We start from the raw sequence: 528 nt of genomic DNA on the forward strand, positions 1-528 counted from the left end.
GGCGCCGAGGACTCCGCCCCACCCCGCCCCGTCGCGGGTGCGTTGCCTCTACCCGTACCGTAGGATTCCCGCGACGTCGAAACGCGCGGCGCGGAGCCGGGCGCCGAAGGCCCGTCGTCCCTGTCATTCCGGTTCGCCATGGGTCCAGTGTACCCCTCAGTCCAGGATTCCATGGTCTTCGGCCGGGACGCCTGCCCGGTTGCGTCGGAAATCGCGCGTTCCCTTCAGATCCTGTAATCCGGAAGCAACCTCTGGAGTCCACCGCGGATAATGCGGGGAGAAAAAAGACCCAGAAGCGACAGGAGATGCCCGTGGCCCTCAACATTGGCTCCAAGCTTGATTCGGTCATGGCCCGCATCCGTCAGGCCCAGGAGCAGGCCCGCGCGGAGATGGCGGCGGCCGCCCAGTCCGTGAAGGAGCCCTTGCCGGACGCGCCGAACGCCAAGCCGCTCAACGCCGCTGAAGGGCGCTACCTGGACTCCTTCGAGGAGGAGCGCGCCAAGAAGATGGGCCTGCCCTCCCTGGCCG

The 528-nt window shown here is 67.6% G+C and carries 1 protein-coding gene; it reads left to right on the plus strand.

What is annotated here, in order from left to right; all coding sequences use genetic code 11:
• Positions 1 to 311: 311 nt before the first annotated feature.
• On the plus strand, positions 312 to 528 hold a 217-nt coding region (locus tag D7W79_RS42665; protein ID WP_147442388.1), incomplete at its 3' end, for a hypothetical protein.

It is taken from the genome of Corallococcus exercitus (assembly GCF_003611585.1).
Classification (GTDB): Bacteria; Myxococcota; Myxococcia; order Myxococcales; family Myxococcaceae; genus Corallococcus; species Corallococcus exercitus.